General features: G+C 50.5%; 28 protein-coding genes and 3 tRNA genes. 19 read left to right on the top strand and 12 right to left on the bottom strand.

Going from position 1 to position 23665, the window contains the following annotated elements:
• Positions 1–64: 64 nt before the first annotated feature.
• Positions 65–277 carry a class IIb bacteriocin, lactobin A/cerein 7B family gene (locus CGZ65_RS09160; RefSeq protein ID WP_096295606.1) on the top strand — a complete coding sequence of 71 codons (213 nt, stop codon included), beginning with the start codon at positions 65–67 and terminating at the stop codon, positions 275–277.
• A gap of 414 nt (positions 278–691) precedes the next feature.
• Here the strand turns inward: CGZ65_RS09160 and CGZ65_RS09150 are convergent, their stop codons facing one another.
• Entirely contained in the window at positions 692–2023 is a 1332-nt protein-coding gene (locus CGZ65_RS09150) for an MFS transporter (RefSeq protein ID WP_096295604.1), read from the bottom strand.
• Positions 2024–2326: 303 nt separating this feature from the next.
• Here CGZ65_RS09150 and CGZ65_RS09145 point away from each other — a divergent pair, with 303 nt between their 5' ends.
• The 3 genes from CGZ65_RS09145 to CGZ65_RS09135 all read left to right on the top strand — a co-directional run bounded on the left by CGZ65_RS09145 (position 2327) and on the right by CGZ65_RS09135 (position 4750).
• Positions 2327–2875, top strand: a complete 549-nt coding sequence (locus CGZ65_RS09145; protein ID WP_157742762.1) for an FAD-dependent oxidoreductase — start codon at positions 2327–2329, stop codon at positions 2873–2875.
• The gene (locus CGZ65_RS09140; protein ID WP_096295602.1) at positions 2833–3831 is read left to right on the top strand and encodes an FAD-dependent oxidoreductase; all 999 of its coding nucleotides are present in this window, start codon (positions 2833–2835) and stop codon (positions 3829–3831) included. Before CGZ65_RS09145 ends, CGZ65_RS09140 begins: the two co-directional genes overlap by 43 nt.
• A 100-nt stretch (positions 3832–3931) precedes the next feature.
• Entirely contained in the window at positions 3932–4750 is an 819-nt protein-coding gene (locus tag CGZ65_RS09135) for a sugar phosphate isomerase/epimerase family protein (protein ID WP_096295601.1), read from the top strand.
• Between the two features lie 35 nt (positions 4751–4785).
• Here CGZ65_RS09135 and CGZ65_RS14720 read toward each other — a convergent pair whose 3' ends face one another.
• The 5 genes from CGZ65_RS14720 to CGZ65_RS09115 all read right to left on the bottom strand — a co-directional run bounded on the left by CGZ65_RS14720 (position 4786) and on the right by CGZ65_RS09115 (position 10351).
• Complete coding sequence (locus CGZ65_RS14720) at positions 4786–6183, bottom strand: bifunctional sugar phosphate isomerase/epimerase/4-hydroxyphenylpyruvate dioxygenase family protein (RefSeq protein ID WP_269768598.1); 1398 nt, start codon at positions 6181–6183, stop codon at positions 4786–4788.
• Complete coding sequence (locus tag CGZ65_RS14715; protein WP_269768597.1) at positions 6143–6649, bottom strand: sugar phosphate isomerase/epimerase family protein; 507 nt, start codon at positions 6647–6649, stop codon at positions 6143–6145. The genes CGZ65_RS14720 and CGZ65_RS14715 overlap by 41 nt, the downstream gene beginning before the upstream one ends.
• A gap of 141 nt (positions 6650–6790) precedes the next feature.
• Entirely contained in the window at positions 6791–8134 is a 1344-nt protein-coding gene (locus tag CGZ65_RS09125; protein WP_096295600.1) for an MFS transporter, read from the bottom strand.
• 91 nt (positions 8135–8225) lie between these two features.
• The gene (locus CGZ65_RS09120; RefSeq protein WP_096295599.1) at positions 8226–9062 is read right to left on the bottom strand and encodes a shikimate dehydrogenase family protein; all 837 of its coding nucleotides are present in this window, start codon (positions 9060–9062) and stop codon (positions 8226–8228) included.
• A 194-nt stretch (positions 9063–9256) separates the two neighbouring features.
• The gene (locus CGZ65_RS09115; protein ID WP_096295598.1) at positions 9257–10351 is read right to left on the bottom strand and encodes a 4-oxalomesaconate tautomerase; all 1095 of its coding nucleotides are present in this window, start codon (positions 10349–10351) and stop codon (positions 9257–9259) included.
• A gap of 271 nt (positions 10352–10622) precedes the next feature.
• Between CGZ65_RS09115 and CGZ65_RS09110 the strand changes: the two genes are divergently transcribed.
• Both CGZ65_RS09110 and CGZ65_RS09105 read left to right on the top strand, forming a co-directional pair.
• The gene (locus CGZ65_RS09110) at positions 10623–10799 is read left to right on the top strand and encodes a helix-turn-helix domain-containing protein (RefSeq protein ID WP_096295597.1); all 177 of its coding nucleotides are present in this window, start codon (positions 10623–10625) and stop codon (positions 10797–10799) included.
• A 12-nt stretch (positions 10800–10811) separates the two neighbouring features.
• Positions 10812–11492, top strand: coding sequence for a LysR substrate-binding domain-containing protein (locus CGZ65_RS09105; RefSeq protein WP_096295596.1), 681 nt, complete (start codon positions 10812–10814; stop codon positions 11490–11492).
• A 734-nt stretch (positions 11493–12226) separates the two neighbouring features.
• Here CGZ65_RS09105 and CGZ65_RS09095 read toward each other — a convergent pair.
• The 6 genes from CGZ65_RS09095 to CGZ65_RS09070 all read right to left on the bottom strand — a co-directional run bounded on the left by CGZ65_RS09095 (position 12227) and on the right by CGZ65_RS09070 (position 15508).
• The gene (locus tag CGZ65_RS09095; RefSeq protein WP_096295595.1) at positions 12227–12694 is read right to left on the bottom strand and encodes a low molecular weight protein-tyrosine-phosphatase; all 468 of its coding nucleotides are present in this window, start codon (positions 12692–12694) and stop codon (positions 12227–12229) included.
• Positions 12695–12696: 2 nt separating this feature from the next.
• On the bottom strand, positions 12697–13791 hold the full coding sequence (locus tag CGZ65_RS09090; protein ID WP_096295594.1) for a conjugal transfer protein: 1095 nt from the start codon (positions 13789–13791) through the stop codon (positions 12697–12699).
• A 155-nt stretch (positions 13792–13946) separates the two neighbouring features.
• Positions 13947–14023: transfer RNA gene (locus CGZ65_RS09085), tRNA-Asp, on the bottom strand.
• 34 nt (positions 14024–14057) lie between these two features.
• Positions 14058–14133 (bottom strand) — tRNA-Val (locus CGZ65_RS09080).
• Between the two features lie 108 nt (positions 14134–14241).
• Entirely contained in the window at positions 14242–14841 is a 600-nt protein-coding gene (ribA, locus tag CGZ65_RS09075) for a GTP cyclohydrolase II (RefSeq protein ID WP_096295593.1), read from the bottom strand.
• Entirely contained in the window at positions 14834–15508 is a 675-nt protein-coding gene (locus tag CGZ65_RS09070) for a hypothetical protein (protein WP_096296155.1), read from the bottom strand. Before CGZ65_RS09070 ends, ribA begins: the two co-directional genes overlap by 8 nt.
• Before the next feature lie 333 nt (positions 15509–15841).
• Here CGZ65_RS09070 and CGZ65_RS09065 point away from each other — a divergent pair.
• The 13 genes from CGZ65_RS09065 (at position 15842) to CGZ65_RS09005 (ending at position 23634) form a co-directional block, all read left to right on the top strand.
• Positions 15842–15926, top strand: a tRNA-Leu gene (locus CGZ65_RS09065).
• Between the two features lie 198 nt (positions 15927–16124).
• Positions 16125–17366 (top strand): tyrosine-type recombinase/integrase, encoded by a 1242-nt coding sequence (locus tag CGZ65_RS09060; protein ID WP_096296154.1) that lies wholly within the window; start codon positions 16125–16127, stop codon positions 17364–17366.
• Between the two features lie 565 nt (positions 17367–17931).
• Positions 17932–18249: a type II toxin-antitoxin system Phd/YefM family antitoxin gene (locus CGZ65_RS09055; protein WP_096295592.1), complete on the top strand. Its 318-nt coding sequence runs from the start codon at positions 17932–17934 to the stop codon at positions 18247–18249.
• Positions 18204–18626 (top strand): type II toxin-antitoxin system VapC family toxin, encoded by a 423-nt coding sequence (locus tag CGZ65_RS09050; RefSeq protein WP_096295591.1) that lies wholly within the window; start codon positions 18204–18206, stop codon positions 18624–18626. Before CGZ65_RS09055 ends, CGZ65_RS09050 begins: the two co-directional genes overlap by 46 nt.
• A 116-nt stretch (positions 18627–18742) precedes the next feature.
• Complete coding sequence (locus CGZ65_RS09045; protein ID WP_096295590.1) at positions 18743–19687, top strand: hypothetical protein; 945 nt, start codon at positions 18743–18745, stop codon at positions 19685–19687.
• A gap of 105 nt (positions 19688–19792) precedes the next feature.
• A complete protein-coding gene (locus CGZ65_RS09040; RefSeq protein WP_096295589.1) occupies positions 19793–20002 on the top strand; it encodes a helix-turn-helix transcriptional regulator in 210 nt (69 codons plus the stop codon).
• An 11-nt stretch (positions 20003–20013) separates the two neighbouring features.
• The gene (locus CGZ65_RS09035) at positions 20014–20331 is read left to right on the top strand and encodes a helix-turn-helix domain-containing protein (protein WP_096295588.1); all 318 of its coding nucleotides are present in this window, start codon (positions 20014–20016) and stop codon (positions 20329–20331) included.
• A complete protein-coding gene (locus CGZ65_RS09030; protein ID WP_096295587.1) occupies positions 20328–20876 on the top strand; it encodes a terminase small subunit in 549 nt (182 codons plus the stop codon). The genes CGZ65_RS09035 and CGZ65_RS09030 overlap by 4 nt, the downstream gene beginning before the upstream one ends.
• A 559-nt stretch (positions 20877–21435) precedes the next feature.
• Complete coding sequence (locus CGZ65_RS09025) at positions 21436–21645, top strand: hypothetical protein (protein ID WP_096295586.1); 210 nt, start codon at positions 21436–21438, stop codon at positions 21643–21645.
• A 2-nt stretch (positions 21646–21647) separates the two neighbouring features.
• Positions 21648–21857: a hypothetical protein gene (locus CGZ65_RS09020; protein WP_096295585.1), complete on the top strand. Its 210-nt coding sequence runs from the start codon at positions 21648–21650 to the stop codon at positions 21855–21857.
• 142 nt (positions 21858–21999) lie between these two features.
• Positions 22000–22350: a hypothetical protein gene (locus CGZ65_RS09015; RefSeq protein WP_096295584.1), complete on the top strand. Its 351-nt coding sequence runs from the start codon at positions 22000–22002 to the stop codon at positions 22348–22350.
• A 13-nt stretch (positions 22351–22363) separates the two neighbouring features.
• Entirely contained in the window at positions 22364–22546 is a 183-nt protein-coding gene (locus tag CGZ65_RS09010) for a hypothetical protein (protein WP_096295583.1), read from the top strand.
• Positions 22543–23634 (top strand): DUF7146 domain-containing protein, encoded by a 1092-nt coding sequence (locus CGZ65_RS09005; RefSeq protein ID WP_096295582.1) that lies wholly within the window; start codon positions 22543–22545, stop codon positions 23632–23634. The genes CGZ65_RS09010 and CGZ65_RS09005 overlap by 4 nt, the downstream gene beginning before the upstream one ends.
• Positions 23635–23665: the final 31 nt, after the last annotated feature.

Here is a 23665-nt window from a genome sequence, read left to right as displayed (position 1 = left end):
GGAATTAAGATTAGTTTTTTTTTTCCAAATTCTTTTCAATTCTTTTTCATTAAGGAGAATCACAATGAAAGTTTTAACTTACCAAGATTTAGAAAATATACAAGGTGGATTTGGTCCTATTGGTGCCGTAGTAGGCGCTGCTGGCGGAGCAGCTGGCTACTTGGTAGAACAGCAGATCAGTGGAAGCAAATTTTCACCTACCGCGCTAGGGACTTATGTATTGGGCGGCGCGGCTGCGGGCGGAACCGCAGGCCCAATGGGGTTATTTGGGGTTTAACGGTGCATTGGCCGGAGGCAGTGTACGTGGAGTTGCTGCACGTCAAGGCTGGTAATGTATAGTTCTATTAAAATCAAGATATTGCTGAATATCTTATTAATAGCAGGATGGCTGGTTTTACAGTACTTCAACAGTAAGATCAGCAAGGCAGCCTCGGGGGATCTGATTTTGTTGTTCGCAACCATTGCACTCTGGTCTGCAAATACTCCTCAAACAAGTAAGCAGAAAACCTTTCTTATACTGGCTTATTGCTCTGCCTTTATATGTTATCTCCTAATCTATTTAGCAGGACGATACGGCATATAAATCCTACTCATAACCAACGGTGGAACGAAAGTTCCGCCGTTACTGATTAAAAATAGTGCATCTATTTTCAGACGGCCTTGAATCAAATAGGCCGTCTGAAAGTAGGGTTTAGCTGTCGCCGTAGATTTTTTGTTTCAACAGCAGGCAGACAGTCATCACCAGCGAAGGAATCGCCAGAATCACGAAAATGGTGACGAAATCCAGTTTCCAAGCAATCAATTGGCCGGTGAGGAAAGTGCCGGCAATCGCGCCGAAGCGGCCGATACCCAACATCCACGACACGCCGGTGGCGCGGCATTCGGTGGGGTAAAACTTGGCGGCCAATGCAGGCAGCGAGCTTTGCGCCGTGTTTTGCACCACACCGGCAAACAGCACCACCGCAATCAACATGCCCAAGCCTTGGCCGAGTGCCCAGCCGATACAGGCCACCGACAAAGCGGTAAGGAAAGACAATAATGCAATCAATCGGTTGCCATTGAATTTGTCCATCAGCCAGCCGCTGGCAATTGCGCCCAAACCTCCCAAGGCAAACAAGCCGGAAATGCGCGGGCCGAGTTCAGGCGGCATATTCACTTCTTTAAACAACACCGGCATCCAGTTGATCATGGCATAGAAAATAATCAAGCCCATGAAATAGGCCACCCAGAGCAAAATCGAACCGGCGCGGAAGTGGCTGCCCATTATCATCGCCATCGGATTGCTGGTTTGCTGCGCGGCCTTGTTTTCCGGCAGCACAAACACGGCGTTATCCAAATCAGCTTTCGGGTTAATGCGCTTGAGGATTTTGCGAACTTTTTCGGCAGGCTGTTTTTTCGATACCAAAAACGAAGCCGAACGCGGCATGATGAAAATCATCAATACGCCCAAAATCAAAGGCAGCAAACCGCACCACAGCATCGTCGTGCGCCAGCCGTATTCCGGAATGATAAACGACGCAAAGAAACCGCCTGCCGCCGCACCCACCGGGAAGCCGCAATACATGGTATTCAGGATTAACGAGCGTTTGTGGTCGGGGCAGTATTCAGACAGCATCGCCACCGCATTGGGCATGGCCGCGCCTAAGCCTAATCCGGTGATGAAGCGCAAAATGGTCATCTGTGTCAAATCTTGGACAAAAGCAGAAGCCACGCAAAAGCCGGAAAAGACCAAAACCGAAGCCGTCAACACGATTTTGCGGCCGAATTTATCCGCAATCGGTCCTGAAGTCATCGCGCCGATGGCCAAGCCGAACAGCGCCGCGCTTAATACCGGTGCCAACTGGCTTTTTTCAATGCCCCATTCTTCCAGTAAGCTTGGGGCGGCATAGCCGATGGCTGCCGTGTCCATACCGTCAAAAAAGGCAATCAGCAGACAGATGATAAAAATCATCCATTGATAACCGGAAAATTTATTTTCATTTAAAAAATTTTGCACATTAATCGTGCGGCCGGTGGTTTCCATGAGTTTCTCCAAATGTTATTGAATCACCATGTAATCATTAGAAACCTAATGATTTATAGGTATGTTTTTTTGGTTTCATTATTGTAGATAAAACTGTTAAGTTAAAGTGTGTAACCTTTCTAAGAGTTATAACAAAAATGCATAACAAAAAGGCCGTCTGAAAGCGAATCCGCTGCTCTGGAGCAGATTTGATAGCAAAAACGGATAGATAAAACATAAGGGCTATAATCAAAATGATATGGTTCATATGAATGAATTCACTAAAATAGCAGTATGCTACAAATGATTATAAGGGTGGAAACCATGAAGCAGCCAGTACGCGAGAGCATTGCCGATTGGCAGTGCGATATATTGATTGCCGGAAGTGGGGCAGGCGGATTGTCGGCAGCAGTGACGGCCGCGCATCACGGTTTGAACGTTTTAGTGGCCGAGCGTGCGGCAACTTGCGGCGGCGCGACGGCACGTTCGGGCGGCTGGGCCTGGACGCCGGGCAACGCTTTTGCCAAGGCAGACGGCGTCAACGAACCGCGCGATGATTTCCGCAGCTATCTCAAAGCTGTGATTGGTGGGCAGGATTATGATCACGAGCGCATTGAAATGTTTTTGGAAAACGTGCCCCACATGATCGGCTTTTTTGAGCAGAAAACGCCGCTGAAATTCACACCAGGCGCGAAAATTTGTGATATTTACGGCAATCTGCCCGGCGCCGGCACCGGTCACCGTTCGGTGGCGGCTATGCCGTTTTACGCCAAATCGCTGCCGAAACACCTGCTGGACATTCTGCCCGACCAATACAAAATGACTTCGTTTTGGGCATCGGCATCATGGCGGGGCATTTCCTTAATGCCATGAAAAAGCCGCAGAGTTTTCTTCATGCGGCCAAACGGTTTTCGATTCACTTGTGGGACAAAGCCGTATACAAACGCAATATGCAGATGGTCAACGGCTTGGCGCTGATTGCGAAGCTGGTGCAGGCTGCCGATGAAAAAGGCGTGCGTATTGAAGTGAATACCGCCGTCAAAGAACTGATCGAAAATGAAAACGGCCGCATTATCGGTGCGTATCTCGAGACAAGGCAAGGCTTGGTGCGCGTATCGGCAGCCAAAGGCGTGATTTTGGCCACCGGCGGCTATCCGGCCAATGTCGAGCGGCGCAAGAATTTCCCGCGCAATCCGAGTGGTGAAGAACATTGGACGCTCACCCCGCCTGAAGCCGATGGTGCCGGGTTGGCATTGGCCGAAAGTGCAGGCGGTTATTTGGACGATTCCGGCCGCTCGCCGGCGGCGTGGTGCCCCGTTTCACTGGTGAAATTTAAAGACGGCAGCGAAGGCGTGTTCCCGCATATTTCCGACCACGCCAAGCCGGGCATTATCGGCGTATTGAAAAACGGCAAACGCTTTGTCAACGAAGCCAACGGCTATTACGACTATGTGGCCGGTATGCTCAAGGCCGTGCCGGAAGGCGAAAAAGTCGAATCATGGCTGATCGGCGACAAACGCGCAGTGCGCAGCTATATGTTCGGCTATGCCAAACTGCGCCCGATTCCGCTGCGGATTTACACCGATTACCTGCGCTGCATTACCCAGGCCGACACTTTGGATCAATTGGCGGAAAAGTGCGGCATCGATCCGGTGGGTTTGATGACCACGGTGGCCGAGTTTAACCAACTGGCCAAAGCGGGCAAAGACCCGGATTTCGGCCGTGGCGACACGCCGTTTAACCGTTCCGGCGGCGATGGCTCGACCGGTTTTCCCAATCTGTCTTTAGCGCCGTTGGGCAAAGGCCCTTATTACGCGGTAAAAGTGTAGGTCGGCTCGTTCGGCACATTTGCCGGTATTGCGGTGGATGCGCGGTCGCGTGTGTTGCGTTCAGACAGCCTGACAACTATTTTTTACCAAGGAGCAAACAATGAGTAAACGCCTGATCGGTATGGCGCCTTTGAGTGTATTGGGCACCGAACCGGTGGATTTTATCCAAGCTGCGGCGAAAACCGGTTTCGATTTCATCGGTCTGCGCACCCGTCCGGTAACCACTACCGAAAAAGATTTAAACCTGCTGCACCATAATCCGCGCATGAAAGAAGTGTTGGCAGCCTTGAAAGACACCGGCATGAAAGTGGCCGATACCGAATTTTTAGTCATCGACGAACACGTCACGCCCGATGTTTGGCTGCCTATGCTGGATGCCGCGGCGCAATTGGGCGCGCAAAGCCTGACGGCAACCATCACCGACCCTGATTTGGCGCGCGCGACGGATGTGATGGCGAGCTTGGTTGAAGATGCCAAACAATCCGGCATCATCATTACCTTGGAGCCGATTTCTTATCAAACCGTCAAGCTTTTAACCGAAGCGGCGGATGTGGCCGAACAGACCGGCTGTCAGGTATTGTTCGACACGCTGCATTTCCACCGCGCATTCGGCGAGCCGGAACACATCATTCCCGCTTTACCGTATTTGGCCAATATGATTCAATTGTGCGACGGTATTCTGGCCGAACGCGCCGATACGCGTGAAGGCTTGATTGAAGAGTCGTGTGCCAAACGCGGCGTGCCGGGCGAAGGCGACTTCAAACTGGCCGAATGCGTGGCTTTGTTACCGGAAAACATGCCGGTGAGCATTGAAGCACCGAACCCGAAATTTGCCGAATTAGGCTTGGAAGGCTATTTGCGCTATTTGAAAGCGGCCACCGAACAGGTATTGGAAAAGGCGGCGGCTTTGCGTGTGTAAGTCGGCATTTTTTTTAGGCCGATATCAAAGCGGCATTATTCATGATGCTGTTTCCAATACAAATCCTGCGCCACCAAGCGCACAGGAGCGTTGGCTGCGCCGTATTGGTCGTAGCCGCCGCGGCGTTCGCAGATTTCAAAGAAAAATTGGTTTTCGATCAATTGTGAATAAGCATGCAGGAATTCGCCGCCGTTGCCGTCGGCATCGTAGAGCAGATGATGTTCGCGCAGACAGTTGATGAAATCGTCGGCAAAACCGAATCGCGCCTGCAAATCGTCGTAATAATTCTGCGGGATGTCGAGCAGGTTGGCGCCGTTTTGACGCAGGAAGGCCACAGTTTCAAAAATATCGTCGCTGGCAAAGGCGATGTGTTGCAGGCCGGCGCCTTTGTAGTTGGCCATTGAGCGTGAAACCAAAGTATTTTGGTTGTCGGAAATATTCAACGGCAGGCGGATTTGGCCGTTTTGGCTGCGCAACACGCGGCTTTTCATCAGGCCGTAAGGGTCGGGCAGGGTCAAGTCGTTTTCAATATTGAAGCCGAATAATGCGGCGAAATGCAGTGTCCACCGATCCATCATGTCGTTGGGCACGCCATAAGCGGTGTGGTCGATGTGGCTGAGTTTCGGCTCGCCTTGGAATTTGGTTTTGTGGAAATCGACGCTGTAAATGTCGCTGTCGACAAAATACTGCAAGCCGCCATTGGGCAAACGGATGGCGTGCACATGGCGCTCATTCGGGCCGACTTTGCCTTGATAGAAAATATTGCCGTATTCGATGGCGCGCTGATACATGGCTTCGGCATCGCTGACTTTATACGCCGCCGCGCACACCGATGTGCCGTGTACGTTGAAAAAGGCATCGGCCAAAGAATCCGGCTCGGCATTGAGAATCAGGTTGACACCGCCGTGTTGGTAGAGCGAAACGTTTTTGCTTTTGTGCAAACCGGTTTTTTGGAAGCCGAATTGGCGCAAAATATTATCCAAACGCTGGGCGCTGGCATCGTTGACGGCAAATTCGACGAAATCGGTGTCTTGAAATTCAGGCGCGGCAGGCGGGGTGAACAATTCGGCCGATACGGTCAGGTTTTGCTGTTTCAGACGGCCGGCGATTTGTTCTTCCAGATACAGCAGCGAGCGGATGGCATCGGATGTGGTTGATACGCCCGGTGCGGCGTGGAATTTGTCGTTGAACACTTCCAGCGACAAGGGGCCGGTGTAGCCGTTGGCGATAATCGGCGTGAGAAACGCGGCCACGTCCAAATCGCCTTGGCCGGGGAAATTGCGGTAATGGCGGCTCCATTCGAGTACGTCCATTTTCATCAGCAGCGCATCGGCCAATTGCAGGAAGACAATTTTTTCCGGCGGAATCTCGTTCAGACGGCTTAAATCATCGTTAATGGAAAGGGTATGGAAGCTGTCGAGGATAATGCCCAAATTCGGGTGACCGGCTATCCCACGCGTGGCGGTAAGAGGAAACGTGTTTGCCCCAAGCCAAGGCTTCGTAGCCGACCTGCATGTTGTGTTTGGCGGCGATTTCGGCCAGTTTGTGCAAATCATCGGCAATCAGGGCATCGTCGGTGCTGGTGTTGGGTAGGACATTGCTGCACACGAGCAGGCGGTCAGTGCCCAGTTCTGCCATCAATTCGAATTTGCGCTCGGCGCGGTTGAGCTGCTGCGCCAATCTGTCGCGTGCGCCGCCTTCAAAATCGCGAAACGGCTGAAACAGCATGATTTCGAGGTTCAGGTCTTCACACATTTTGCGGATGTCGCCGGGCGGGCCGTTGAAATACAGCAAATCGTTTTCAAAAATTTCCACGCCTTCAAAGCCGGCTGCGGCGATGGCTTGCAGCTTTTCGGGCAGGGTGCCGCTTAAAGATACGGTGGCGATACAGTGTTTCATGAGGTGGCTCCGTTGGCCGTATGGGCGGCGCGGGTGATTAGGAAAAATATGCCGGGCTTGCTGTTTTGATATAACCTTGTCGAAAGGCCGTCTGAAAATCTGATTTCAGACGGCCTATTTTAACGGCTTATTTCAACGCACTCAAACTTCAGCGCCCGGTTGGTTGCGGTACAGGAGGTATTTGATGGCCAACGACACGGCAATCAACAAAGCCGGTATGGTCAAAGCCATTGCCACGGTGGAGAAGTTCCAGCCTGCATTGAGCATCCATGCGCCGGCAAATGCGGAAATAATCGCACCGGTGCGGCCGATACCGTGCATCCAGCTGTTGCCGGTCGCGCGGGCGCTCAACGGGAAGAAGTTGCTCGACAGGGCGTTCATGCCGGTGCCGCCGCCGTTAAACGCCGCGCCGATGTAGAATGATGTGATACAAAGCAGCAGATATTCCGCGCCCAAGCTGCTCATGAATACCAACACCACGGCGCCGCTGATGTAGGAGAGTGCCAATACGCGGTGTGGCTCGAAGCGGTCCATAAACCAGCCCAGCATAATCGAACCCAGCGGGCCGCCCAATTGGAACATGGCCGAAATAATCGAAGCTTGCGCTGCTGTCATGCCGGATTCTTTAATCATGGTCGGCATCCAGCTGCCCAACAGGTATACCAAAAACAGATGGCTGAAGTAAATCACCCACAGCAGCAAAGTGCCTTTGGTATAGTGCTGGTTCAACACGGTTTTAATCGGGTTTTCATTGCTTTGTACTGTTTGCGGTTGCGGAACGAAGAAGGTCGATTGCTCGGTAGTGCTGCCCGGGGCGCATTGTTCCACGATTTTACGGATTGCTTGGCGGTCGGCGCCTTTGTGCACCATATAGGCCAGAGATTCCGGCAATTTGAAAATCATAAACAGGCTCAGCAGCATCGGCACCACGCCGCCGAACCAAAACACGCTCGGCCAGCCCCATTGCGGAATCATCCAAGCCGCCAAAAAGCCGCCGCCTGCTGCGCCGACAGTAAAGCCGGCAAATACGATGGTCACCAACAGCGAGCTGCGGTGTTCGGGTGAGTATTCTTTGGCCAAGGTCGCCACCATCGGCATGATGCCGCCCATGGCAAAACCGGCGATGAAGCGGAATACAATCATGTGCCAGATCTGCGTGGCAAACGCCACCAACAGTGTGAACAGGCCGAAAATAAACACGCTTACAATCAACACTTTGCGTCGTCCGAAGCGGTCACCCAACGGGCCGGCGGCCAGCGCGCCGAAGGTCAAACCGAACAGGGCTGCACTCAATACCGGCGCCAAATCGTTGTTGGATAAATTCCAGGCTTCTTTCAGGCTCGGGCCGACGAAGCCCATGATCACCACATCGAAGCCGTCCATCACCACAATCAGAAAGCAGAGAAAAATCACCAATTTTTGGTAGGTACTCACGCCGCGGCTGTCGAGTAGCTCGCGGACGTTGATTTCATGATTTTGCGACATTGGTTTCTCCTTATCTATCGCGTTTTTCTTATCAAACGGTGTTGAGTTGGTTTCAGACGGCCTTGAAATAAAAAGAGGCCGTCTGAAACCATCAATACTGAATACGCGCCACTTCGCGCAGATGCTCGGCGGTCGTGGTCGGCAGGCCGAAATATTCCAAGTAAACCGGAATCTGTTCAAACAGCATATCGGTACCGACCTGAATCACGCAGCCTTTGGTTTTGGCGGCGGCCAAAAATGCCGTGATTTCGCTTTGCAGCACCACATCACCGACAAACGCTTCCGGCGCAATGCGTGCCACATCAACCGGCATAGGATCGCCTTCATACATGCCCATCGGTGTGGCATTCACCACCAAATCAAAACCTTGCGGGTCGTTGCTGCCGGTTTCAACGATTAAATCGGCATAGTGCTGTTTCAGACGGCCTGCCAATGCCTCGGCAGCGGCTGCGTTGACATCAAACAAAGCCAAAAGCGCCACGCCCGCTGCCGCCAAAGAGGCTGCAATCGCGCAGCCCACGCCGCCGCTGCCGACCACCAAAGCCGCTTTGCCTTCCGGTGCAAAACCTTTGCGGCGCACACCGCGCACAAAGCCTTCGCCGTCGAACATATCGCCTTCCAGCTTGCCGTCGGCACCACGGCGCACGGCATTGCATGAACCGGTAATTTGCGCGGTCGGCGTCAGGCGGTCAACCAAATCGATGGTGGTGACTTTGTGCGGCATGGTCACCAGCGCGCCGATGACATTTTCGCAGGTGAACACGCTTTTCAGAAAATCAGGATAAACCGGCGTTTGCGAAGAAAACGGCACCACCAGCGCATTGATGTCGGCCGCTTCGAAATAAGGGTTGTAAATCATCGGCGATTTGAAGGTTTGGGTGGGGTAGCCGATGTGGGCAATGACTTGGGTCAAGCCGTTGATGTTCATGAAGCTTCCTTTGTATTTGAGTGAAATATGGGTTTTTAACGATAAATTTTTCAGACGGCATTTATATCGATGCTCAGGCCGTCTGAAAAAATAGAATCATAAACCTAATCTGCGGCGGCTGGTTGTTTATTTTTGAATATTCAACCAAGGCCGTCTGAAAAAGTAAGATTATTGTTCAGACGGCCTTTATGACTTCATGAGCCAGCCCAAACACGTGCCGGAACCATCACTTCGCCGCGCATGATGTTGCGGGCAGTGCGGATTAAAGCCGCGCCGCTGACTTTGCCGTTGCCGTCGGTTTCCAACGCCACGCTGAATTCGCCGCTTGGGTGTTCGATGGAAAGCGAAGCCGGATTGTCGGCCACGGCCAAACCGCCGGCCACGCTGTCTTTCATCACACAGGCAGTGGCGATGGTGACGGCTGCCAATACGCCGATGGCTTCGTGACAGACATACGGAATAAAGCAGCGGGTGTGTACCGCACCGCCGTCAACAGGGGCGTTGAGCAGACACATTTTCGGATAGTTTTTGGCGGAAACATCGCCCAAACCCATTTTTAAAGAGGCTGTCAGCCGCAGCTTTTCCAAGATGGTTTTGAGTTCGCCGTCGTTATTTAATTCTTCCACGCTTTCATAGGCAGTGCGCTTCACATCGGTGGCGCGCACCAATATCATCGGCATACCGTTGTCTATGCAGGTGGCTTCGAGCGGGCCGAAACCTTCGATGTCGAACACGTCGCTGGTGTTGCCGGTTGGCAAGAGGCTGCCGGCTACCGAGCCTTCGGTATCTAAGAAACGGATTCGGATGGGGGCGGATGTGCCGGTTACGCCGTCGATTTTGGTATCACCGTCGTAATTGATGATGCCGTCGGGCGTTTCGACGGTGATGTCGCTCAACATGCAGGTGTTCAAGGTCAATACGCGCACAGTCGTTTCATCGCCTTGCGCCTGAATCAACCCTTTTTCCAACACAAACGGCACCACTGCCGCCAGCATGTTACCGCAGTTGGGTTTGGTATCGACAACATCGTTTTTCGGCTGCAATTGCGCAAACAAAAATTCCAAATCCAGGCCTTCTTGTTCGCTCACGGACACCACGCCCACTTTGCTGGTTAAAGGATGCGCGCCGCCGGCACCATCGATCTGGCGCGGGTCGGGCGACCCCATCGCCGCGAGCAACACTTGATTGCGGGTCGCCTCGTCGGCGGGTAAATCGGCAGCGGCAAAAAACAGGCCTTTGGAACTACCGCCACGCATCAGCATGGCAGGGACAGCGGTTTGGGCAGCCATTTCGATTCCTTTGGAAATGTAGTGGTATGTAATGGATTATTATAGGTAAAGAAATGTTTGGCGTTGAGGCAACTATCAGCTATATCAAATTAGTATAATTGCAAAGTCAAGCTATACTATAGTCGTTTAAAATAAAAATAATACAGCGTTGCCAGCTCCCTTATGTATACCTGTACACGGTGGTCGCTGCCGCCTTGTCTTATTTCTATTTTAAACGACTATTAAGATAATCAATATCATAAAACCAATAGCCAGAGATTGAGAAAAAGTCATGGATTTGAAACAGTTACGGTATTTTCAGCAGGTGGCGCAACAAGGCGGCTACACCCGTGCTGCCGATATTTTGGGCGTGGCGCAACCGGTATTGAGCCGCCAAATCCGCCTGTTGGAAACCGAATTAAGGCAAAACCTGCTCAACCGCCACGGACGGGGCGTTTCCCTCATCTAGCCGGGCAGGATTTTGCTGGAACACTGCGGCGTGATTTTGCAACAGATTGAAATGATTCAGGAAGATTTGAGTTTGAACAGCGGCAAGCTCAGCGGCCATATCACGCTCGGCTTGCCTCCGACGATTGCCAAATTACTGTCGCTGCCGATTATCCGAGAATTCCGCCAACATCTGCCCGATGCCCAATTGCGCATTACCGAAGGCTTGAGCGCACAGCTGCAAGGCCGTTTGCAGCAAGGTAAAATCGACATGGCGCTGCTGTATAATCCTGCGTATTCGGCCGATGTGAAAACGCAGTTGCTGTATGAGGAGCATCTGTATCTGATGGCACCGAAAAATGATTGCCTCCTCAATGCCGACACGCCCGTCAACGCCGAGCATTTGGCCGCCTTACCGCTGATTCTGCCTTCCGTGCCCAATACCTTCCGACTGCTGGTCGAACAGGAAATGGCGCGGCATAATCTTGTGCCCAATATCGTGATGGAAATAGACAGTGTGGAAACCATGTTGCAACTGGTGGCTGAAGGCATGGGTTATTCTATTTTGTCGAAATATTCGATTGATTTGATGAATTATAAAGAATCGATTCAGGTGATTCCGATTGAATCGCCGCAATTCGTCAGCCGTCTGTTTTTGCGACTTCGGCCAAACATGCGCTTACGCGCACGCAGAAAGAAGAGGATAAGATTTTGAAGCGGGTATGTTTGAATTTGGTGGAGGAAGTTTCAGACGGCCTTGATGGGCATGAATCAAGGCCGTCTGAAAACAAATAATTTACGACTATCAATAAAGCAGGAGGTTGTCATGAAAGCGCAATGTTTGTGCGGTGCAGTATCGTTGGAAGTCGAGCATAATTGACGTGTTCATGCATGTCATTGCGGAATGTCCAAAACTTGGGGGTCGGGCGCATATTTTGCTGTGGACGCGTTAGGTGCTCCTAAAATCGAAGGCAGCGAATATATATAAGCAGATATCGATCATCAGATTGGAATGAACGTTGTTTTTGCAAACAATGCGGCACGCATTTATTTTGCCACCTCATTCCTTCTGACGGATATGCAGTCAACGCGGGTTTATTCAAAAATGAAGCGTTACATTTGGATATGCAATTTTTCAGCGATTTACAACCGGCCTATTATCAGTTGGAGAATCAAGTAAAGTCATGACAGAGGCGGAAGTTATGAATCAGTTTAGGCAACCGTAAAAATACAGGCTGAGACCTTTGTAAAACTCCCTAAAAACCCACAGCACAAAGAACCGACGTCATTCCCGCGCAGGCGGGAATCCATTTTTGAGCATGGCAAACTATTGAATGAAATAAGTTTCTGAAATTTTAAGATGGATTCCCGCCTGCGCGGAAATGACGGCTGTTTAGTTTTTTATTGGTGGTGCATGAGGTTTTGCAAAGATTTTGGCCTGTTTGTTTTTCAGGATTGCAAACCTAGCTTCTTCAACAAAGCCATGCTGCCAGAATCGACCAAACGGAAAGTTTCGTCAAAATCGCCGGTGTACCACGGGTCGGGCACATGGTCATAACCGCTTTCGGGAATCAAATCGGTCAGCTTGAACAATTTCTCGGGATGTTTGCCGAACAGCTTTTCCAAATCACGCAAGTTGTTGTCGTCCATCGCCAGAATGTAATCGTAATGGTCGATGTCGCTGCGTTTGACTTTGCTGCTGATGAAGCCGGTGTGGTCCATGCCTTGCTGCGCCAGTATTTGCCGTGTGCCTTGGTGCATGTTTTCACCATCGTGCCAGCCGGAAGTACCGGCGCTGTCAGTATAAACGCGGTGGCCGACACCGGCTTCTTTGGCACGGTGGCGCAACACGAATTCACCCATCGGCGAGCGGCAGATGTTGCCGAGGCACACGAATAAAATACGGTATGTTTTCATGATTATTCCGCGAAAAACGGGTTGTGGCCTGCCGATTTCAAGGCTTGGGCGTAAGTTGGCAATTCGCTGTTTTCCGGCACCACATCATGCAGCATGTAAACATGTTCCACGCGGCATTCGGCCATCAAATCCAAGAAGTTTTGCTGGATAACGGCGATATTGTCGGTTGGCGATAAGGCCCAAGTATAGACTTGCGGTGTAATTTCAAACGCGCTGTCGGTGGCATTAAAGCCGAACTGAATCTGTCCGCCGGCTTTGGCGGCCACTACCACACCGACGCGCGGGCTTTGCATGCGGATAGCACGGATGGCGTTGGTGGAGAAGACGTCCATCGCCATCCGTTGGCGCATGTGGCTGCCGGCCGTTAATGCAGACAGCGGCGTATCAGGCGACAGGGGATTGACGAATAAGGTTAAGCCCGGCTGGGCGAGGGCTTCCTGCCACACCTGCATCAGTGGTAAACCGGCTTTTAACAAATTTTGGTTGAGCGAGTCTTGCAGCTTTTTGTCGCCGTAGCCTAAGGCAAACACCACATGCACCGATTGGCCGCTTGGAATCTGTAATTCAGACGGCCTAAACTGCGCAGCAAACTGCGCAGCGGCTTCGGGGTTTTGTTTTGCTTCAAACCATTGTCCGGCGTTGATTTCGCTCAATGCTGTCGAAGGCACGAGAAACGGCAGCCATGTCGCTTGGTTGAACGCACGCAAATGCGGATGGTTTTCCAACACGGCAAACAGCGTGGCAGTCGGTACGTTCAAAGGCAGAGTTTGATCTTGATTGCAACCGGCCACCAATACCAAAGGCATGACAAACCATTGGCTTTCTTCTTCTTTTTCGGCATTCAAAACCGTGGTCAGGTTGTCGAGTAAGACTTTGTAGCTTTCGGCATCGGCTACCATGCTCATGGCCACCGACAAACCTAAATAAAAATTTTGCTGAAACATCCCGCGGATTTCGGTTTGCAGCGATTCGGCGGATAATTTTCGTTGCGCGGCAGACGTGCTGTGTGCCAAGTTAGAAGCGTGCAGCAAGAGATTGTTTTTAACCGGTGTTTCAGGGTAAGGTCGTGTATCGGCAAGAATGAAAGGGTTGTTCATTTTCTACCTTTGATATTGTTGTTTTGAAAAGAGCAAAGATTATAGCAATAACTGACTGAAACAGTCGGGAATAAAGCGGAAAAAATTTCTATCCGCTTGATTTAGCTGATATAGAAATGAAAAACGCACTGATATGAATCAGTGCGTTTTAGTTTTGGCGCGGCGGACGGGGCTCGAACCCGCGACCCCCGGCGTGACAGGCCGGTACTCTAACCAACTGAGCTACCACCGCGCAAGCAATTGCGTTGCCACAACTGCAAGAAACTTGGTGGGTGATGACGGAGTCGAACCGCCAACATTCTGCTTGTAAGGCAGACGCTCTACCAACTGAGCTAATCACCCAAGGATTCGAATTAAACCAAATATCCCCGTTATACGCAAGTGATTTATGCGGCTTGCTTTCCAGCTTGTTGAAACTAAAATAAAAATTTTCAGACGGCCTATCGGTAATTAGGATTTTTCATAAAGAAAATGACCCAATTTATCCGCTTTTGTGTGCAGATAGCGCTCGTTTTCGACATTTTCACCCACCTGTAACGGGATGCGCGCCACAACATTAATGTCGGCTTTTTGCAGCGTTTTGACTTTTTCCGGATTATTGGTCAACAGTTTGACTTCATGCACGCCCAAATGGTCGTAAATGCTTTTTGCTAAAGTGAAGTCGCGTGCATCGACCGGCAGGCCGAGCTCGACATTGGCTTCCACTGTGTCGCGGCCTTGGTCTTGCAATTGATAGGCACGGATTTTGTTAATCAAGCCGATGCCGCGGCCTTCTTGGCGCAGGTAAACAATCACGCCACGACCTTCTTGCTGCACCGCCCGCATGGCTGCCTGCAATTGTGGGCCGCAATCGCATTTTTGTGAGAATAGGGCATCGCCGGTCAAACATTCCGAATGAATGCGTGATAAAACAGGCAGGCCGTCTGAAACATCGCCCATTACCAAAGCAACGTGTTCTTGGCCGCTTTCTTCTTCAAAACCATGCATGGTGAAGACGCCGAATTCGGTCGGCAAACGGCATGAAGCCACAAATTTTACTGCTTTAGTCATCTTGTGCTTCCTCGTCTTCCACTACGTTCAACAGCACTTTCATCGGCTCGCCCAAAGCCAGCGCTAAGGCCGTCCATTCGGTTAACGCCACATCATCCGCTTGGTTTTTATCGTTAAACTCAATATGCACTACGCCCAAAACTGCGCCACTTTTCGTACAAATCGGCACAGATACTTGCGCCTTGCCGGCCGCATTGCGCTCACCGGAAATTTCGCCCAAAGTCAGCCAGTAGCCAATATCGTTGGCCACATTCATCCAACCGCTTTGCGCAGTTCGGGAAGCCAGATAGATTTGGCTGTTGTCGTCATTAACATCCAAATGCGGCTCCAACCCTAAACCTTGTTGGGTGAGTAAAACCAATTTCGGCGTTAGCGTTTCAGACGGCATATGCGCATAAACAGCCGCGCTTTTGATGTTGGTTTGGCGGCTGTACACCGAATCCAAAACCATAAAAATTTTTTTCAATAAAGCACTGTTATCGACATTCGGTTCGATGTGTTCCGCCAGCTTAAAACCGTTTTTTTCTGGCCACAATACCGAGCGGTCAACCTCGGCATTACCCATGTTAATCACTGCCTGAGCCGCGGTATAAGCAACATACACGTCATCGGCAGACAGCTTCAAACCTTGTATTTGAAGGAAATCTTTAATTAGTAATCTTGGCATGTGCCATTCCTCAAGATACAACAGCGAGGCCGTCTGAAAAAATAAGTTAAGCGTTTTCAGACGACCGAGGCCTTTGCAAAATTTCCATCTTTGGTACATTTCTTCGCAATGAGCTTCATTTAACGCGTACCTATCTGTACCTATCTTCGGTAATACGTCTGCGTATTCCGCGCTGCTATTGCTTTGAACTGTAGTTAAATCATGGGGTTTTTGCAAAGGTCTCGGCTATTAAAATAGTTAATTTATTCCGATATGGTGTTGATTATGCCTTTTTTCAAGACAGAATAGGATTTGCATGCTTGTTGATTGTGTGTATAATTCGCTACTTGGTTTGCGGACGTGGCGAAATTGGTAGACGCACCAGATTTAGGTTCTGGCGCCTCGAGGTGTGAGAGTTCGAGTCTCTCCGTCCGCACCACCCAACCCCTTTTTAGGGGTATTTTTTTGTCTAATGCAATCTAACGCAATCGACCAAATTCAATACCAGCAAGGCTTTCAGGCTGATTCAATGCTTGCTTGGTGTCCAATATCATCTAATGCCGTCTAATTGAATAAACCATAAATTTACGGTATTTTATACGGTAGTAGAAAAATGCCTTTAAAAAAGTACCGTAAAATGCCCTTAAATGACCGACAAATAAAGAATGCAAAACCCGCTGATAAAGCCTACAAGCTGAATGATGGGCGCGGCTTATATTTGTATATCAACACCAGCGGCGGTAAGTTATGGCGGCTTGATTTTGCCATTCATGGAAAACGTAAAACCCTATCAATCGGCAAATACCCCGAAATCTCTTTAGTGGAAGCCCGAGAAGCAGCCGAGAATGCCCGCCGTATGATTGCCCAAGGCCAAGACCCCGCCGCCATGAAGCAGCAGGCCAAGCAAGAGCGTAGGGCGGCCTTACTCAATACCTTCGCCCACGTTACCAAGGCATGGCACGAAAAGAACATCATGCGCAAAGGCTGGAAGCCCAATCATGCCGCCCGTGTTTGGCGGTATTTTGAAACTGATGTTTTCCCCGTTATTGGCGAAATGCCGGTAAACGAAATCGGCAAGAAAGAGATAAAGGCCGTATTGGATAAAGTGACCGAGCGGGGTGTATCAGAAACCGCCGAGAAAATCAGGCAATGGATAGGCGCGGTATTTACCTATGCGGGCTTTGAAGAATTAACCGACCGCAACCCCGCCGCCTTGCTGCAAGGCTATATCAAGCCGTCTGAAACACGCCCTATGCCCGCCTTGCCGCGTGAAGAGCTGACCGAGTTTTACCGCCGTTTGATACTGGCAGACTGCAAGCCGTCAAACCGTATTTGTATTATGCTGATTATGCTTTGTTTTGCCCGCAATAAAGAGATACGCGGCGGCCAATGGCAGGAAATCGACTTTGAGCGCAAGATATGGACTATCCCAGCCCAGCGCATGAAGCGGCCGCGTGAGCATATAATCCCCTTATCTGATTGGGCGATTGAGCTGTTAAACGAGCTGCACGGCCAAACAGGGGATACCCCCTATCTGTTCCCCAGCCGCACCGCCGCAGATGGCTATATCAGCGAAAATACGGCAGGCAAAATCATCAACAGCATGGGCTATTACGGCATTGCCACGCCACACGGTTTCAGAAGCCTCGCCAGCAGTGTATTAAACGAACAGGGCTACAACCCTGATGCCATCGAGCGGCAGTTAGCCCACATTGAAGAAAACCGAATCAGAGCAGCCTACAACCGCGCCGACTATATGGCCGAACGTACCGAGTTTATGCAATGGTATAGCGACTTATTGCGCAGCAATTATCGGGAAGCACTGGCCATGCTTGAAGCAGGCGGGGAGCAAAGGCCGTCTGAAAACACACCAGTTTAACCGGCTGGTGTTTTTTATTGCCTTGAGAAAAACACCATACGCGCGCGAGAAAAGTAGCGGGAACAGCGGGAACGCGGGAACACTAATACATAACTATATAATATATATACATATTTTTATAATTAACTATATTCTATCAGCGGGAACAGAGCGGGAACGCAACGGGAACATTTTCAGTTTTCCCGCTTTGGTTGCTGATTGGATTGTTGGTGTGATGGCTGGATATTCAGAAAATCGACAGCAGGGCGGTAAATTTCATCACAGAGCGCATTTTTTGGTTTGGAAATACCTCTTTTTGCATGTCTTTTGAGATAAATGCCGTTAAATCGCAAATTTGAGCCATTTCTGACAGGGCGGATTTTCAGGCCGTCTTGCATTGGGTGTTTGGCCGGTTGCCGGTTCAACATTTCTAAACATACACCGGCTTACTTTTGGCCGTCTGAAGTTCAACATTTCTAAACATATCGACCCTATATCATGCCTGTTCAATAGCGTGCAGCCGCGTCTAATCCCGTGCTACAATGTAGCGACATATCAAACATATTCGAAAACAGGGGGACAGCGCATGAAAACCATGACAGCCCGAGAATTTAGCCAACACAAAAGCAAAGCATACAGAGACGTGCAAACCGCGCCCGTTGTCGTGACCAACCGCAGCAAGCCCGTTTACGTATTTATGACCTATGCCGACTATCAGAAAATGGCAGCCCGCCCGCAAAGCGCGTTAGACGTGTTGCTTTCGTTGGACAGCCCCGATACCGCAGGCGTTGGTTTTGAAGTACCGGCACGCAGCCGTGCGCAAAGACAGCCGGTTGATTTGAGCATGGGGATTGAGCCGTGTATCTGTTGGACACCAACATTATCAGCGAAATGCGGAAAGTGAAAAGCGGCCACGCCGATCCAAACCTTACCGCATGGCTGGCAGAGCAGGACAGCAACAGCTTCTACACCAGCGCAGTAGTCATGATGGAACTGGAACGGGGCATTTTGGGCATGGAACGCAAAGACCCACAGCAAGGCCGCGCATTGCGGGCATGGTTCGACAGCATGACCGCCGCCCTGCTTTCAGGCCGCGTATTGCCGATAGACGAAACCACCGCCGCCGTTTGCGCCAAGCTGCACATACCCGACCGCAGCCCCGAAAACGACGCATGGATAGCGGCCACCGCAAGGCAATACGGCCTGACCTTGGCAACGCGCAATACAAAGGATTTTGAGCCGATGGGCATCAGATTGTGCAACCCGTTTGAGGCCGTCTGAAATGTTTACCGCCACACCTAGCCCGCGATTAGCTACCAACGGCGAAAACAGGGCATTCCCTAGCCTTGCCGGTGTGGCTTTGATTTTGATTTTAGGGGCTTTAGGGAGAGTTTTAGATGGGTATTATTACCACTTCCAATAAGAAACAGACAGATGATTATTTACTAGCAGCAGATGCAATCAAGTACTTAGCCTATATCGACGATAGCACAGACTATTCAGCAATAGCTAAATTTTTAATCAGAAATAGATTTGATGAAAGCACCGCTGAAATTACTTATGGCAAAAGATTGGATGAAACTTTTTATTGTGTAGACAACCAATACGATGAGTTTGGTAATTGGATTAGCCCAGCATCAATAGATGAAGAGGGTAATTTTTATTCAGCAGATACAAGAAATTTCATTCGTCACGTTGCCATTTGCAACAGTCTTGATAACGAGGATATGCTTTCTGGTTATAGACAGCCTTTTAATTTATATTGGAAAAAGGAATTTTTTAAAAAATGGGTAGAAGAAATTTTTAAGTTGGAATCTGCTAATCAAAATACAGATTTGATTAATTTGCCCGATATTGATGGAGTACTATCAAAAATCAAAAAAGAGGAGATGGATTTATCAATAATAAAGTCTAAATATCGTAACGATTCTACTAAAGAAAACAATAAAAAAGCGATTCGAGAACTTCGTACTATTTTGAAATCAAAAGATGAAATTGAGGAATTGAAAGAAGAAAACCAAAATCTTAAATTGGAAATTGAGAAATACCGCAAGCTAACCGAAGTACTAAAAATAGAACTTGAAAAAAAGGTACAGGAATCAGAAAACAATCTTAACTCAGAGTTTGAGATAATTCGAAGGCATCGGCAATACGCCCCTGAATTTGCCGCCCTAATCCAAACTTTATTGCACCATTCAAATGAATATAAGTATAAGACAGGGGAGCAGCCACTAAAGAAAAATGTTGCCCTTACTTTTAAAGAAAAGGCAAATCTATCTAATTCTAGTAGAAGGCCGGATGAAGTAGCCAGAATATTAGGTTTGCCGGAAGATAAAACCTAATAAAATCAGTTATGACAGGGTGTCATGGCAATATGTCATATATTGCCTGACACCCTATTTTATTTTGCACAATGCCCCTATCTCAACCCGATAGGAATCTATCCAATGCAAACAAATAAACTTATCCGAGCTAAAGAATGCGCCGCCCTGTTTGGCGTTTCTGTTTCCACATGGTGGAACTGGAATAACCCTAAAAGCCGCCATCACCGTGCCGATTTGCCCCGCCCGATTAAAGTAGGGGAAAACAGCACCGCATGGCTGGAAAGCGAAATCAGCGACTATATCGGCAATTTGGCCGCCAACAATCGGGCATAAAGGGGGGAAGCATGGAACAAAAAAACAGCCGCCCAAACACCGGCACCAACACCAGCGTTTCAGACGGCCTTAACCACGCCCGCCATGATAACCGTTTCAGCCCTACATCTCAATGCGGCGAAATACTGGCCGTGTTGCAGGGCGGCCGCAGCATTACCCACTATCAAGCCGCGCAAATGGGCATTATGGGCTTCCCAGCGCGTATCAGCGAATTGCGGGCGGCAGGCTATCCGATTGTCTGCACCATGCAAGAGCATGAAAACAAGCACGGCAAAACGGTAAAGCGCGGCATTTACACGCTGGCGGCAGAGAAAGGGGCAGCGGTATGACACCCAAGCAAGAACAGTTTGCCCGTCTGTATGTTGAAACAGGCAATGCAAGCAAAGCATACCGGCAGGCATATGACGCGGAAAACATGAAGCCCGAAACCGTTACCAATGAAGCCTACAAGCTGTTGCAATCCCCCGATATTTCCGCGATGGCGGACGGCCTGAAAGCAGAGCATAAGGCACGGCATTGTGTGATCGTTGATGATGTTATTTCAGAGCTGGAACAGGCGCGGCAGGCGGCGTTAAGTACACCGACACCGCAATCGGGCGCGGCAGTATCGGCCACAATGGGCAAGGCTAAGATTTTGGGCTTGATTGTGGATAGGGCGGAAATCAAAGCGGAAGCGGAAGTACATAGCCGCAAAATCGAACCGCCCCTTGTATCACCGTTGAGCAAAGAAGAGTTGGATAAAGTCATTGATATGGCCGTGAGTGATTTAAACACCGTTACCCTTGCCGATATTCATGCGGTAACGGGTAATGATGACGACAAGCTGTATTGGGCGGTTTTAACCATCGTCTCAATCAAGAAAATAACCCGATAACGGGATTTTCAGACGGCATTAGGGGGCGGGGGGGGGGGAGTCAAAATCCAAGCGGATTTAGCCTGACAACCGGCTCGACAGCTTAGATTGTGTGCTAACCGAAAATATTTTCATGCATTAGGCCGCCTGATTTGAATTTTCCGCCAAGTACGCGCGTGCGCGCGCGAGGAAACCGCCCAAGATGTCGGAAAATTCAGACGGCCACACGCCAACAAAAAACACCGCTTAATCAGCCCGTTAAATCTTGGCAGGCATTTACCGCTTGCAAAGCTGAAAGCAATCGGGCAATAATACGGCCATCTGTTCAATAGCAGATTCAGCCGTGAGAAGCTGACACAAACAGGCAAGCAGCCGCCTTATTCTCAATGAATTTGAGCGGGATTTTTACGCTTGCATTACCCCCTTGCGTTATCTCTTTCAATGGTAAGCGGGGGCAGAGTAAGGCTATGCCTTGCTGGTTCTGTTTGCCAGTTTCTCACCCTTTGCCCTTTGCTTGCCGCCCCGCAACCGTGAGAAGTTGCAGCGGCTTGATTAAGCCAAACAGAAAGAGAGCATTTCAATGCAAAACCATCAAACACAGGCTGCAAAGCCTATCCGCAGCGCATTCACGCGCCCGATTATTTCTCAAAAAATCCGCAGTTTTGACACGCTGGCCGAAGCAGGCCGCCATATCGGCCGCCTGCAACGCCACAAACTCAATTACCGTTTCAACATCATTCAGACCGGCCGCCGCTGGTGTGTTTGCCGTATCGTTTCAGGCGAGGTGTAACCATGAATCACACCGCCGCTTATCGTGTTTACCGCGACACATGGGATACCGACCAACCACACACCAGCTATACGGTTGAAATCATGCGCCCCGACAATCAGCGATGGCAGCGTATTGCCGTTGCTGACACGCGTGAGAGCGCATTACTGGCCGCGCGTTTGTTTTGCAGTCGTTACGGCTGGCAGCTTTCAGACGGCCACATGCCAAACTAACCCCCGATAACCGCCCTTGCTATTGCTGATATGCGTTACAGCAGGGGGAACTACATCTTTAATTGAGCGTGTGTTTCTGTAAGTGATTGATTTATATCAGTCATGACAAAAGCAAAGCACCGCCGGAAAGTGAGCAAATATCATGAAAACCAACACCACCAACGCCCCTAAAACCATCAACGCCACCGCAGGCTATACCTGTCTTTGCAGCTTGTTGGACAACCTGTTCAAACTGGCCGAGCCGCAAATCCGCCAATTGAGCAAGCAGGAGACGGAAATCTTAACCGAATTGATGAAGGGCGCGGAAAACCATCTTGCCGATATTCAGCACGGTATGGGCATAGTAATGAACTCAATACCGCAAGAGAACTTGGAATTGCAGGGAGCTGACTTTTACCACGGCCTGACCCAAACCCTGCTATTGGGCGAAAGCCGAACCATGTTGAGCGATTTGGCCGATGATTTGGCCTTTGCCGCCGAGCAACGCGGCTGAAAGGATAACCGCCATGAAATACGCTATCCGCACCGCTTTGGCCGCCGCCGTTGTCATGACGGTTTACGCCTGCACCAAGCCCGCCACCGCCGAACCGATGGCAGCAGAGCCGCCCGCCGCATGGGAGCAAGTCTATACCGCCGATCCGATGGCAGCCGTGGTTTATGAGCCGATACCGAAAGGAGCAGCGCAATGAGCCGCCTTGATTATCACGAAATCCGACAATGCGCCGCCGGTAACTGGCACGGCATTTTAACCGCACTTGGCTTGCCGTCTGAAAGCCTGACCAACAAACACCAGCCATGCCCTGCTTGCGGCGGAACAGACCGCTACCGCTTTGACGATAAGGGCGGTAACGGCGGCTTTATCTGCACCCACTACAAAAACGGCGCGGGCGACGGCTTTGACTTGCTGATGCACTACTTCGGTTATTCATTCCATGAAGCAGCGTTAGCCGTTGCCGGTGTATTGGGCATGGCAGAGCAGACACCAGCCGCCGCGCCGCGTGCGGTACCGCTCCCACCCCCGAAAACACCGCCCAAAGACCGCCTGAATAAACTGGCCGCGATATGGGAACAGGCCGCACCGTTGACCGATGGCGACCCTGTTTGCGGTTATCTGCAAGGCAGGGGGCTGTCCATTGCCGAGCCATACCCCGAAGCATTGCGTTATCACGCCGCCTTGCCCTATTGGGCGGAATGTTTGGAAGGCTGGAAAGAAATAGGCCGCTTTCCCGCCATGATTGCCGCCATTACCGAAACAGACGGCACATTGGCAGGCCTGCACATTACCTACCTGAAACGCTGCTACACCAAACCGCAGGGCGACGGCGGCGGCCATACGCAGAGCTACACCAAACTGAATTTGCACCACCCCGAAACAGGGGCGCAATTACCGGCCAAAAAAATGCAAGTGAGATTCGAGGGAGTGAGCTGGTTATCAGGCCATGCCGTGCGGCTGTTTCAGCCGGTAAGCAATGCTTTGATGGTGTGTGAGGGCATAGAAACCGCTTTAGCCGCACATGAATTGACCGGCTGGCCGGTATCGGCCTGTTTAAGCACCGGCGGCCTGAAATCATTCAAATGGCCGTCTGAATTGCAGGCATTGGGCATTTACGCCGACCATGACGCAGCAGGATTGGAAGCGGCCGGCAAGCTGGCACGGCGGGCAAAACAGGCGGGCTTAGACGTGTTTATTTGGAAAAGCGACACGCCCGATACCGATGCGCTGGATGAATTGAACGCCATGCGGGCAGCGGAAGCAGCAGGCGGTATCAACGATTGACGGCAAAGCAAAAGCCGCCTGATTTTCAGAC

Source organism: Neisseria weixii, assembly GCF_002327085.1.
GTDB classification, from domain to species: domain Bacteria; phylum Pseudomonadota; class Gammaproteobacteria; order Burkholderiales; family Neisseriaceae; genus Neisseria; species Neisseria weixii.
Note: the sequence above shows the minus strand (reverse complement) of the source record. Positions and strands in the feature narration are given on the sequence as shown.

Bases quoted from the DNA above. Each gene is read 5' to 3' on its own strand.
- CGZ65_RS09115 (WP_096295598.1), bottom strand. From the start codon at position 10,351: ATGGCTGCCCAAACCGCTGTCCCTGCCATGCTGATGCGTGGCGGTAGT.
- CGZ65_RS09090 (WP_096295594.1), bottom strand. From the start codon at position 13,791: ATGAACAACCCTTTCATTCTTGCCGATACACGACCTTACCCTGAAACA.
- CGZ65_RS09110 (WP_096295597.1), top strand. From the start codon at position 10,623: ATGGATTTGAAACAGTTACGGTATTTTCAGCAGGTGGCGCAACAAGGC.
- CGZ65_RS09030 (WP_096295587.1), top strand. From the start codon at position 20,328: ATGACACCCAAGCAAGAACAGTTTGCCCGTCTGTATGTTGAAACAGGC.
- CGZ65_RS09150 (WP_096295604.1), bottom strand. From the start codon at position 2,023: ATGGAAACCACCGGCCGCACGATTAATGTGCAAAATTTTTTAAATGAA.
- CGZ65_RS09015 (WP_096295584.1), top strand. From the start codon at position 22,000: ATGAAAACCAACACCACCAACGCCCCTAAAACCATCAACGCCACCGCA.
- CGZ65_RS09040 (WP_096295589.1), top strand. From the start codon at position 19,793: ATGCAAACAAATAAACTTATCCGAGCTAAAGAATGCGCCGCCCTGTTT.
- CGZ65_RS09135 (WP_096295601.1), top strand. From the start codon at position 3,932: ATGAGTAAACGCCTGATCGGTATGGCGCCTTTGAGTGTATTGGGCACC.
- CGZ65_RS09120 (WP_096295599.1), bottom strand. From the start codon at position 9,062: ATGAACATCAACGGCTTGACCCAAGTCATTGCCCACATCGGCTACCCC.
- ribA (WP_096295593.1), bottom strand. From the start codon at position 14,841: ATGACTAAAGCAGTAAAATTTGTGGCTTCATGCCGTTTGCCGACCGAA.
- CGZ65_RS09145 (WP_157742762.1), top strand. From the start codon at position 2,327: ATGAAGCAGCCAGTACGCGAGAGCATTGCCGATTGGCAGTGCGATATA.
- CGZ65_RS09160 (WP_096295606.1), top strand. From the start codon at position 65: ATGAAAGTTTTAACTTACCAAGATTTAGAAAATATACAAGGTGGATTT.
- CGZ65_RS09125 (WP_096295600.1), bottom strand. From the start codon at position 8,134: ATGTCGCAAAATCATGAAATCAACGTCCGCGAGCTACTCGACAGCCGC.
- CGZ65_RS14715 (WP_269768597.1), bottom strand. From the start codon at position 6,649: ATGAAACACTGTATCGCCACCGTATCTTTAAGCGGCACCCTGCCCGAA.
- CGZ65_RS09055 (WP_096295592.1), top strand. From the start codon at position 17,932: ATGAAAACCATGACAGCCCGAGAATTTAGCCAACACAAAAGCAAAGCA.
- CGZ65_RS09020 (WP_096295585.1), top strand. From the start codon at position 21,648: ATGAATCACACCGCCGCTTATCGTGTTTACCGCGACACATGGGATACC.
- CGZ65_RS09045 (WP_096295590.1), top strand. From the start codon at position 18,743: ATGGGTATTATTACCACTTCCAATAAGAAACAGACAGATGATTATTTA.
- CGZ65_RS09035 (WP_096295588.1), top strand. From the start codon at position 20,014: ATGGAACAAAAAAACAGCCGCCCAAACACCGGCACCAACACCAGCGTT.
- CGZ65_RS09025 (WP_096295586.1), top strand. From the start codon at position 21,436: ATGCAAAACCATCAAACACAGGCTGCAAAGCCTATCCGCAGCGCATTC.
- CGZ65_RS09010 (WP_096295583.1), top strand. From the start codon at position 22,364: ATGAAATACGCTATCCGCACCGCTTTGGCCGCCGCCGTTGTCATGACG.
- CGZ65_RS09060 (WP_096296154.1), top strand. From the start codon at position 16,125: ATGCCCTTAAATGACCGACAAATAAAGAATGCAAAACCCGCTGATAAA.
- CGZ65_RS09005 (WP_096295582.1), top strand. From the start codon at position 22,543: ATGAGCCGCCTTGATTATCACGAAATCCGACAATGCGCCGCCGGTAAC.
- CGZ65_RS09095 (WP_096295595.1), bottom strand. From the start codon at position 12,694: ATGAAAACATACCGTATTTTATTCGTGTGCCTCGGCAACATCTGCCGC.
- CGZ65_RS09070 (WP_096296155.1), bottom strand. From the start codon at position 15,508: ATGCCAAGATTACTAATTAAAGATTTCCTTCAAATACAAGGTTTGAAG.